This window comes from Levilactobacillus suantsaiihabitans (genome assembly GCF_004745505.1).
Lineage (GTDB): Bacteria > Bacillota > Bacilli > Lactobacillales > Lactobacillaceae > Levilactobacillus > Levilactobacillus suantsaiihabitans.
On the sequence record NZ_RKLX01000021.1, the window covers coordinates 39,311 to 49,552 of the forward strand.

General features: G+C 53.3%; 9 protein-coding genes. 3 read left to right on the forward strand and 6 right to left on the reverse strand.

Features of this window, described 5'->3' with window-relative positions:
- Positions 1-14: 14 nt before the first annotated feature.
- From EGT51_RS10655 to EGT51_RS10670, 4 genes are all read right to left on the reverse strand, one after another.
- Positions 15-1,004, reverse strand: coding sequence for an aldo/keto reductase (locus tag EGT51_RS10655; RefSeq protein ID WP_135368688.1), 990 nt, complete (start codon positions 1,002-1,004; stop codon positions 15-17).
- A gap of 823 nt (positions 1,005-1,827) precedes the next feature.
- Positions 1,828-2,739 (reverse strand): N-acetylmuramic acid 6-phosphate etherase, encoded by a 912-nt coding sequence (gene murQ / locus EGT51_RS10660; protein ID WP_135368689.1) that lies wholly within the window; start codon positions 2,737-2,739, stop codon positions 1,828-1,830.
- A gap of 225 nt (positions 2,740-2,964) precedes the next feature.
- Positions 2,965-4,611 carry a peptide ABC transporter substrate-binding protein gene (locus EGT51_RS10665; protein WP_135368690.1) on the reverse strand — a complete coding sequence of 549 codons (1,647 nt, stop codon included), beginning with the start codon at positions 4,609-4,611 and terminating at the stop codon, positions 2,965-2,967.
- Between the two features lie 12 nt (positions 4,612-4,623).
- Positions 4,624-6,114, reverse strand: coding sequence for an amidase (locus tag EGT51_RS10670; protein WP_135368691.1), 1,491 nt, complete (start codon positions 6,112-6,114; stop codon positions 4,624-4,626).
- 229 nt (positions 6,115-6,343) lie between these two features.
- Between EGT51_RS10670 and EGT51_RS10675 the strand changes: the two genes are divergently transcribed.
- The 3 genes from EGT51_RS10675 to EGT51_RS10685 are packed head-to-tail and all read left to right on the forward strand — an operon-like array spanning position 6,344 to position 8,193.
- Positions 6,344-7,222, forward strand: coding sequence for a transporter substrate-binding domain-containing protein (locus EGT51_RS10675; protein WP_135368692.1), 879 nt, complete (start codon positions 6,344-6,346; stop codon positions 7,220-7,222).
- Between the two features lie 19 nt (positions 7,223-7,241).
- Complete coding sequence (locus EGT51_RS10680) at positions 7,242-7,931, forward strand: amino acid ABC transporter permease (protein ID WP_135368693.1); 690 nt, start codon at positions 7,242-7,244, stop codon at positions 7,929-7,931.
- A 19-nt stretch (positions 7,932-7,950) separates the two neighbouring features.
- A complete protein-coding gene (locus EGT51_RS10685; RefSeq protein ID WP_135368694.1) occupies positions 7,951-8,193 on the forward strand; it encodes a hypothetical protein in 243 nt (80 codons plus the stop codon).
- Between the two features lie 555 nt (positions 8,194-8,748).
- Here the strand turns inward: EGT51_RS10685 and EGT51_RS10690 are convergent.
- Together EGT51_RS10690 and EGT51_RS12985 are read right to left on the reverse strand one after the other, a co-directional pair.
- Entirely contained in the window at positions 8,749-9,792 is a 1,044-nt protein-coding gene (locus EGT51_RS10690; RefSeq protein ID WP_167850197.1) for an MFS transporter, read from the reverse strand.
- The gene (locus EGT51_RS12985) at positions 9,735-9,968 is read right to left on the reverse strand and encodes an MFS transporter (RefSeq protein WP_167850194.1); all 234 of its coding nucleotides are present in this window, start codon (positions 9,966-9,968) and stop codon (positions 9,735-9,737) included. Before EGT51_RS12985 ends, EGT51_RS10690 begins: the two co-directional genes overlap by 58 nt.
- Positions 9,969-10,242: the final 274 nt, after the last annotated feature.

Genomic DNA, 10,242 nt, shown 5'->3' on the forward strand with positions numbered 1-10,242 from the left:
CATTTTTGGGCCAATTAAGCCTTTAAAATCTTATCAATTGCGGCCAATTCTTCTGGATCAAATTCCAGGTTTTGCACGGCTTTGACATTTTCTGCCAAGTGACTGGCCTTGGACGCACCGGTGATGACACTGGTAATGACCGGGTTGTGCAAGAGCCAAGCCAAGGCCATGTGAGACAACTTCTGCCCCCGACTTTGAGCAATCTTGTTCAGGGCTTGCAACTTCTTGGTCATCTTGTCTCGACCATCGTCCAAGATAAACTCGTTGGACCAGTGGATGTCCACGTCGGCGGGAATCCCGTCTAAGTATTTATCTGTTAATAAGCCTTCAGACAGCGGCCCGTAAGCAATCGCCCCGGCGTTATTTTGCGCCAGCATGTCAAATAACCCATCGTCATTGGCGGTCTGGTTCAACATGTTGTAAGACACTTGGTCGACCACAAACGGCGTGTGCAGTTCCTTAAAGATCTTGATCATGGCTTCTGCTTGTGGCTTGGTGTAGTTGGAAATCCCAACGTACAACGTCTTCCCGGCCCGGACCAGGTCGTTTAAGGCCACGGCCGTTTCTTCAGGAGACGTTTCTGGGTCGAACCGGTGGCTGTAGTAAATGTCCACGTAGTCCAGTCCTAAGGCTTGCAAAGAGCGGTCCAGTGAGGCAGTCAGCGCCTTGCGGGAGCTCATTTGTCCGTAAGGTCCTGGCCACATGTGGAACCCGGCTTTACTGCTGATGACCAATTCGTCGCGGTAAGGCTTCAGTTCGCGCTTAAACACCTCACCAAAGAGACTCTCGGCCGCATATGACCCAGGGCCGTAGTTCGCCGCCAAGTCAAAACTAAAAATACCAGCGTCAAACGCCTTCAGGATAATGTCACGGGTATCGCCGTAATTGGCGTTTTCCCCAAAGCTATGCCACATCCCAAAAGAGATAGCGGGCAGTTGGAAACCCGTGTTTCCCGCCCGTCTGATGGGCATTTTTTCGTAACGGTGTTCATCTGCAAGATACATTCTGCCACATTCCTTTCCACTTATACCTAAATTAAAGTATAGAGAATTGGTGTGGACCAGTCAAGTTTCTTGTGTAGATTTCGCCAGAATCGTTCGGGATTTGTCTAACCAAATGTGCTAAAGCAGACATGGGTTCCCGGCCGTTTTGCGCCGGCTAATAACTATTGCCCATACCAAAAGTGCCATCAACACCGTCACAGCAATGTTAATGGCACTCGTTATTTTAAAATGCAGGTTGAACCTAAAATTAACGCGTTGATTACCATAATGACGGCGTTCTGGCATCTAAAATTGGTGAAAGCAGGCGCCTGCGTCAGCCAGGGTTCCGCCTGCTCTGGGGAACACCTCCAGCCTGAGAAGCGGTCTTCCGGTTCGCTTGAAAGCCTGGCAAAACCGGCCAGTCTCTCAAGTCGTCCCGCGCTGTAGGCTGAGAAAAAACCTCAGCCAACACCGCCGACACAGCTGGCTCCACCCGGGCTGCCTCCGGCAAGTTGGCGATTATCAGTAACACTGTGTTAGTCAAAGACTAGTCATTAATGAGCTACTACCTGGGGGTAAGACGACTGTTACCGACAAGCACTACCGTAGCCGAGAGTTTGCCAAATATGGGGTGGCACGCTGGGGCGGATCGAGCCAAAAGACGGTCTCGACACTTCGCTTTGAGCTAAAGTTCACGTCTCAAGATGGCCTCATGGCCGAAACGTGCGCCAACAGGCAACTGGTTCCGCTTAACACTGCTAGGCAAATAATCCAGAACCAGGATTATCCGCCTAGCACCGTTAATGCTCGCCAGTTAACCGCCTGTTGGCCCACTCTTTTTAACCTACTTCACCTTAGTATCGCTCAACTTAACGGCTTGTGAGACGTGGCCGTTGGTGGCGGCCAGCAAGGACTTGGCCTCCGCAATCGTGCCCTTGGTCTCGATCAACACGATGGCTAATGGCACGTTGTTATCGGAGCGTTCCAGTGCCCGTTCCGCGGCCAGTGTGGACGTTTGGGTGGCCTCGGCGATGATCTTCTTGGCCCGTTCGAACGTCTTGTCGTTGGTCGGGACCACGTTGATCATCAGGTTTTGATAGACCTTCCCCGTCTTGATCATGATGCCGGTCGACAGCATATTCAAGACCATCTTCTCGGCGGTCCCCGCCTTCAACAGCGTGGCTCCGGTAATGATCTCGGGTCCCACGACCGGCGTGATCGGATAATCCGCCAGTTCGGCCAAGGGACTGCCCTCGATACACGAAAAGCCGATGCCCACAGCGCCGTGGTCCTGCGCAAAGCGGAGCGCGGCCAGCGTGTAGGCGGTCTGGCCCGACGCCGCACTGGCGATGACGATGTCCTTGTCCGTCAACTCGACGCCCGCCATGTCGGCCTGGGCCATTTCGACGGAGTCTTCGGCGGCCTTCACCGTGTGGGTCAAGGCGGCCTCGCCCCCGGCGATCAGGCCAAAGGTTTGCTCGCCACTCAGCCCATAGGTCGGCTGAAGTTCCGTGGCATCAATGACGCCCAAACGACCAGACGTCCCGGCGCCAACATAGATCAGCCGCCCGCCTTGATCAAACAGCGGATAAGCCGCATCGATTGCCGCGGCAATCTGGGGTAATTGCTTCTGGACAGCGCGCGCCACCCGGTGATCTTCCCGGTTGATCGTCGCCACCATTTCCAAGGTCGATTCCCGGTCGATGTGCGTGGACCGGTGGTTACGTTGTTCTGTCAGTAATTCATCAAATTGCATAGTGTCAGCCTCCAACTCCGATTAATTCTCACGGTTATGTATTCGCTTTCATAACGCCTAATCTAGGTATAACATGTTTCATAATTAATTTCAATTACGATTTCGTTTTCCGCGTCCGTTTCCCAGCTTTTTCGGAAAAATAAAAAAGCAGCTGGCAATCGCCAACTACTTTCATAGAAAAGTCGTCGCTGTGACAACGACTTTGCGTAAATTTAACTGAAAACTTTACTTTTCGACCTTCATCCATTGATACCCGCGACTCATCCCCGCTGGGTTCCAAACGTAGCCCGACACCTTGTCGTTCCACATTTCCACCGTGGCTGGTTGGTACAGCGGGATGACGCCTTGTTGCGACATCAAGCGCTTTTCAGCATTGACCAGGTCTTGGTAGCGCGCCGTAGGGTTGTTGGCATCTTGATTTTCCGACGCCTTCACGTAGCTGTCGTACTTGGCATCCGAGAAGTCCCCGTTGTTATTGGTGTTGCCGGTGCTCATCAAGGACAAGAAGTTGATTGGATCCGCGAAGTCCGCCCCCCAGTTGGTCAAGACCAGCTCGAAGTTCCCGGTGTTGGACCGACTCAACCGCGTCTTGTAAGGCAACGTGTTGATGGAAACCTTCACATTCGGCAGCTTTTGTAATTCAGCTTGAATGTATTGGGCCACAGTCTTGGTCACGCTGGTATCATCGGCCATCAGCGTCAGGTTCAACGACTTGGTCCCTGTGGCCTTGAGGCCGGCCTTCATCAAGGACTTGGCCTGCTTCAGATCATAGGTGACCCCGGACTTAACGTAGGCGTCCTTGGCAAAGTCGGCGTTGGTCTTGGGATTACGTGACAGGTTTTGGGACACGAAGCCCAGCGGTGCCTTGGAACCATCGCGCAGGACACTCTTGGCCAACTGTTGCTTGTCGATGGCCATGGACAAGGCTTGCCGGACCTTCAAGTTCCGCAATGCCTTGACCTTCTTTTGGTTCATCTGCATGTAGTAGGTGCTCCCACCCACGAAGGTCTTCATTTCCTTATTGTTCTTCAGGTTGGCAACCTGCGTACCGTCTAACGTCGTGGCGTCCAATTCCTTCTTCTGGAAGAGGCTCAAGCCCGTCGATGGATCGGCGACCACTTGGAAATGCATCTGCTTTAAAGTGATGCCCTTCTTGTCCCAGAACTTGGTGTTCTTCTTCAATGTCCAGCTTTGACTGGTCCCTTGCCACTTGGTCATGGTAAATGGCCCATCGTAAGCGGTCTGTTGACTCGAGTGGCCGTAGTCACTGCCGTACTTTTCAACCACCTTTTGTTCCTGCGGGAAGAAGGTCGGGAAGGCCAGCAGTAGCTTAAAGTAAGCGACTGGCTTGCTCAACGTGACCTGTAGCGTGTGCTTGTTCACGGCCTTGACCCCCAGTTGACTCGGAGCCACCTTGCCATTTTGCACGGCGTTGTAATTCTTGATGCCGGCCATCAGGTAGGCGTACTCAGAAGCCGTCTTGGGATTGACCGTCCGTTGCCAGGAGTAAACGAAGTCCTGCGCCGTCACCGGCTTGCCGTCGTTCCAATGGTTGTCGGACCGCAGCTTAAAGGTGTACTGCTTCCCATCCTTGGACACCGTGGTCTTGGTTGCCAAGGCGTTGATCAGCTTTTCGTTCTTACCCAGCCGATACAACCCTTCTTGCGTGTGGTACAGCATGGTCAGGCTGCTGGAATCCGATGCCTTCGAGACATCCAGCGTGGTGACCTCCGCCTTCGCCGCGAGCTTGACCGACTGATCGGCCGCCAGCCCCGACTTAGACGTCCTGGACGACGACTTTCCGCAAGCGGCCAAGCCCCCAGCAACCAGTAACGCTGCCCCTAGTAATAATCCAATCTGTTTTCCCTTCAAAACGTTCGCTCCTCATTCATCTAAAATAGTCTGATGTAACAATTTTAACTTACCTGCACGTTCAAATAAAGCCCCCAGCTTCAAGAGGACCGCTTCTTGTCCCTTACCGGCATTAAATTGGATCCCCAATGGCAACCCATCTGTCGTCACCGCCGTCGGCAAACTCAGTGCTGGTTCCCCGGTCAAGTTGGCCTGTTGGGTAAACGGCGAGCGGGTCAAGGCCGGCAGCCATTGGTCATAGATCAACTGCTTTTGCGCGGCGGGTTTCAAGCTGGTGATGTCGGCCATCTTGGCGGCATTGTCCGCAGAGACCAGTGTGTCACCGACTTTCGGGGCGGCCCAGGCCGTCGTAGGCGTCAAAATGACCGGATACTTGGCGTGCAATTGTGCCATTTGCCAAGCGGCTTGGTCCCATTGTCCCAATGCCAAACTGTATTCGGCGGCCGTCGTGTTCCGCCCCGTTTGGTACAACGCCCAGGTCAACAGTTCCATGTCGTCGGCAGTCAGTGGTCGGCCGATTCCAGCTTGCATTTGGCCCATGAAGGCAGCCGTTTCCCCGGCATTCATGGTGTAGTAACTTTCCATTAAGGCCACACCGTCAATGGGGTTCTTAACCTCTTCCACGTCAAAGCCCTGGTCGCTTAAGAAGGTCACGGCCGCTTCAACCGCTTGCACGGCGTCCGGACTGACCGGCGTGCCCACCGGGGACTCGGTGGTGTAACCAATGACCCCGGGTTGGACCGGCTGGTCGAGTTGCGCCAAGAAGCCGGGCCGCTCCAAGGGTTGCTGGAAGACCGCGGCAGGCTGGATCGTTTGTAAGCTATCCAGTAAGGCCGCCGTGTCGGCCATGGAACGGGTCAGCCCAAAGTCGATGGCCGCCCCTTCCCAGGACCGCCAATCGCCAGGGCCCACGGGAACCCGGCCTCGAGTCGGCTTCAAGCCAATGGTCCCCGACCACGATGACGGGATTCGAATCGAACCGCCCCCGTCACTGCCGGCTGCTAGTGGCACCATCCCGGCAGCCACGGCCGCGCCGGCCCCACCGGAGGACCCCCCGGGTTGATAGTCGGTGTTCCACGGGTTGTGCGCGTCGCCGTAGATTTGGGCGTCCGTGATGTTCTTGAACCCAAATTCCGGAAAGTTGGTCTGCCCGATCACAATGAACCCCGCTCGTTGCAGGGCTTCCACGAAGAAACTGGTCTGCGTGGCCACGTTATTCTTGAGTAACCGCGACCCGCTGGTGCTCGATTCTCCCTTGAGCTGTTGATCCAAGCCCTTCAGGAGTAAGGGCACGCCCAAAAAAGGCTGCCCGTGATCCTCGAGTGCCGCCGCTTCTTTCAGCGCCTTTTCGCGCCGCGTGGTGATGACCGCGTTTAACGCCGGGTTTTGCCGGTCGATTTCCGCCAGGGCCCGTTCAACCAATTCTTGGCTGGTGACCTCGCCTGACCGCACGCGCTTCGCCCAGGTCAATGCCGGGGTCCCAATCCAATCCGTAATTGCCAATACAACCGCCTCCTATAATTCTATCACCTAGCCACGACCACCACGCCGCAGCCAACCTTTTCCTTCACTCACCAAGTTGTTGAAAAATTTTCACGGTCGACCGTGACCGGTAAACCACTAATTATTGGTAAGTTAATACTTTCATTCTACCACGTACTGGTTGTAAAAGCGTTTCCAAATAGTTATACTTAAAAAGTCTTAGGTCACAAATCGAAAGGAATGAAAATTGATGAATAAGACGAAAAAATGGTTGGTTTTAGGTTTAGGGTTAAGCTTAGTGATGGGCGTCGGTCTCGTTGGTTGCGGGAAGTCCTCATCAGAGTCAACGAATACCAAGGTCGCAAACAAGAAGACCTTGATTGTGGCGACGTCCGGGACGCTGTACCCCACGTCGTTTCACGCTTCCAAGAACAGTAAGCTGACCGGGTTTGACGTGGAAGTCGTCCGCGCGGTCGCTAAGGGCTTACACAAGAAGGTCGAATTCAAGGAACTCAGTGTCGACGGCCAATTGACCGCGGTCAACTCCGGTAAGGCTGACATGGCGGCCAACGACTTTGGGCTGTCCCCGGCGCGCAAGGATAAGTACGCGTTATCCACGGTCTACAAGCACTCATTTAACAGTATCATGGTCCGCAACAGCGACGATTCCGGTATCCACAACTGGGCCGACATCAAGGGCAAGAAGTCCGCTGGGGAAGCCGGGACCGGTTATCAACGGCTCGCCCAACAATTAGGGGCTAAATTGGTCAACTACGATAACGTCTCCAACGATGTTTACCTCAAGGATGTTAAAAATGGTAAGACCGATTTCATCATGAACGACTACTATCTGCAAAAGTTGGCACTGAAGGCCATTCCGAACAACGGCTTACATCTGGTCAAGAACATGTACTTCACCACCAGTGATGACGGCCAAGGCGTCGGCATCCTGATGAAGAAGAGCAACACCAAGCTCAAGGCCGAGATCAACAAGGAAATCAAGAAGTTATTGAAGGACGGCACCATCAAGAAATTGTCCGAAAAGTACTACGGCGCTGACGTGACGAAGAAGCCAAACGTCAAGATTGCCAAGAACTTTACGATCAAGTCCAAGTACACGGGCCAATAGAAAGTCAGGTGGCGCCACTGTGCTCAAGTATTTCTCGATTCCGGGCTTCTTTAATGCCAAACTAGCGTGGTCGTCGATTCCCCAGATCTTAGCGGGCCTGCCGATGACCATCTACCTGACCGTCATGGCCTTTATCCTGGCGACCATCTTGGGGATGTTTCTCACGCTGGCGCAACTCAGCCACATTCGGGTGCTCCACTGGCTGGCGCGGGCCTACATCTCCTTCATGCGGGGCGTGCCGATGCTGGTCGTCTTGTTCATCGTCTACTTTGGCTTTGGCCTCACGGCGGTTCCGGCGGCCATCATCTCGTTTACCATCGGGGCAGCGGCCTTTGTGTCCGAGGTCTTCCGGTCCTCATTTCTGGGGATCGACCACGGCCAATACGAGGCGGCCTACTCAATCGGCCTGCCCTATCGCAAGGTCATGCGGCTCATCATCATTCCGCAAGCCTTCCGCATCAGCATTCCGGCGCTAGGTAACATCTTGCTCGACATGTTCAAGGGCACATCGCTAGCCGCCATGATCACGGTGACCGAAATGTTCATGGACGCCAAGATCGTTGCCGGCGCCAACCAGGACTACATGACCATCTACATCACGATTGCCATTCTGTATTGGCTGTGCTGCGTGGTCCTAACGGCGGGACAAAACCAGCTGGAACGGTACTTAGACTACGACCGGAAATCCATTCACATGAAAATGATTTAACGTTTAAAGACGCGTCCGCTTGGCAGCAATTCTGCCGGGCGGACGCGTCTTTTTGGGTGAACTGCTGAAGGTTGAACCTAAATTTAACACGCTGATTGCTGTAACGACGGCGTTTCGACACCTAAGATTGGTGAAACCAGACGCCTACGTCAGCCAGGGTTCCGCCTGCTCTGGGGAACGCCTCCAGCCTGAGGAGCGGTCTTCCGGCTCGCTTGAAAGCCTGGCAAAAACAGCCAGTCTCTCAAGTCGTCCCGCGCTGTAGGCTGAGAAAGAACCTCAGCCAACACCGCCGACACAGCTGGCTCCACCCTGGCTGCCTCCGGCAAGGTAGAGACTATCAGTAACACTGTGTTAATGAAAGACTAGTCGTCAATGTAGCTACCACCTGGGGTTAAAACGACTGTTATTAACCCGCACTACCGTAGTCGAGAGTTCGCCAAATATGGGTTCAGCCGCTGAAAAGAGTGTGACGACAGGCGGTTAACTGGCGAGCATTAACGATGCTAAACGGATAATCCCAGTTCCGGATTATTTACCTAGCAGTGTTAAGCGGAACCAGTTGCCTGTTGGCGCACGTTTCGGCTATGAGGCAGGCCACTTCGACGTGTTTCTCGGCTCAAAGCGAGGCGTCGAGACCGCCCTTTGGCTCGGCCGCCCCAGCGTTCCAACCCATATTTGGCGAACGGTAGGCGGCCAGGTTGCATTGTGAGACTATAAACGACTAATTTGAACGTCACGAGGCACATGATCACAGTAGTTCCAACTGATTGCCGTCTTTCAACCTTCAGTTACTGGTTAACCGACGCTCAAAGTGGCCTTACTCCTCACGAATGGCATACTTGCGCAACTCTGAATTGGCCGCGAACGCTAGTCCCGTCACCAACATCGCGCCACTGAAAATTAGGAGAAAAATTTTCGGCGACAGGCTACCACCAATCAGGCCAAACAACAAGCCCCCTAAGCCCATCGCAAACAGCGTGAATGTGTAGTAGGCGCCCATGACTCTCCCCAACAGATCCTTGGACAACATTGATTGCATGATTGGTGCCTGGGCGGTTTGTTCCACCCCTAAGGCAACGAACACTAATCCATAGTAAGCAACGAAGATGTAGTGATTGGCAATCAGCACAATGGGCGCCATGAGGAGGGCAAACCCAATCGAACTGGCGACCAGTAAAGTGCCCAGCGCAAATTTGCGACTTAACCAGTTCGCCAAGACCGTCGACCCCACCAAGATGCCAATCGCACTAAAGTACTCCAGTAAGCCTAAATATTGGGGGCCACCCATTCGTTTCGCTAAGAGGACCTGATACACATCGAGGCCGCCAAAGAGAAAGTTCATGATGACCGTAAATACCGTGAGAATTACTAAAGATGGTCGCCGCAGAATCACTTTGAAACCGGTGCTCCAGTCAGTACGGCCCGCCTTCACTTCCGTTTTAGCCGTGGTCGTATCCGCCTGGTTGTGTTTCAATCTGCCAAAGAAGCAGGCACTCACTAAGAATGTCAAAACGTCCGTCACGACCAACGACAGGACTGAAAAGACGTGCAGAATGAATCCGGTCAGGGCGTTAAAGAAATAACTCACCCCATTGTAAGCAAATGCCATGTACGACGCAGCTTGGGGCAATTCTTTTTGGCTAACAATTTGGGGTAAGAGAGCATCTTGCGTCGGGTAAGAATTGACCCCAAACATCGCCGACAGAAACGAGAGTCCGAGGATGACCCCCGGATTTTGGCGAAAGATGACCATGGCCACGGCGACACCACTAACGCACAGCGCCTGACCAATTTCACACACGATTAAAATCGTCTTTTTGGCGTATCGATCAATGTACCGCCCGAAAACAAACAAAAACAAACTGGGCAGTACTCCAAGATGCCTAATAGAATCGTCCCCGCTTTAAACTGGATGAAGTACCAGCCCAAGGCAATTCCGTAGACGCTGTCCCCAGCATTACTGATAGAACGCCCGATGAAGATGTTTCTAAAATCACTTTGATGCAACACGACGATCACCTTCTTTTGCTTAACCAACGCATGATGCCGTCTAGCCTACCGACTCCTCACCCAAGACCACTGGTTGACTGACGACACTTTGTATCCACATCCTAGTCCTTTCTTCACGGAAACGCAGCTCCCCCCCCGCGGTTTGATAAGTTTGCGAAGCAACGCCCCGTGATGCCCATTTCTTTGGTTCTATGATATTTGGTGTTGATGGAGAACTCCATCGACGCCATTTTTGTATAAAAAAGAGGCATATCACCTCTGTGCTACAATCAAGTCGTCGAAACCAATTGAAAGCGAGGAA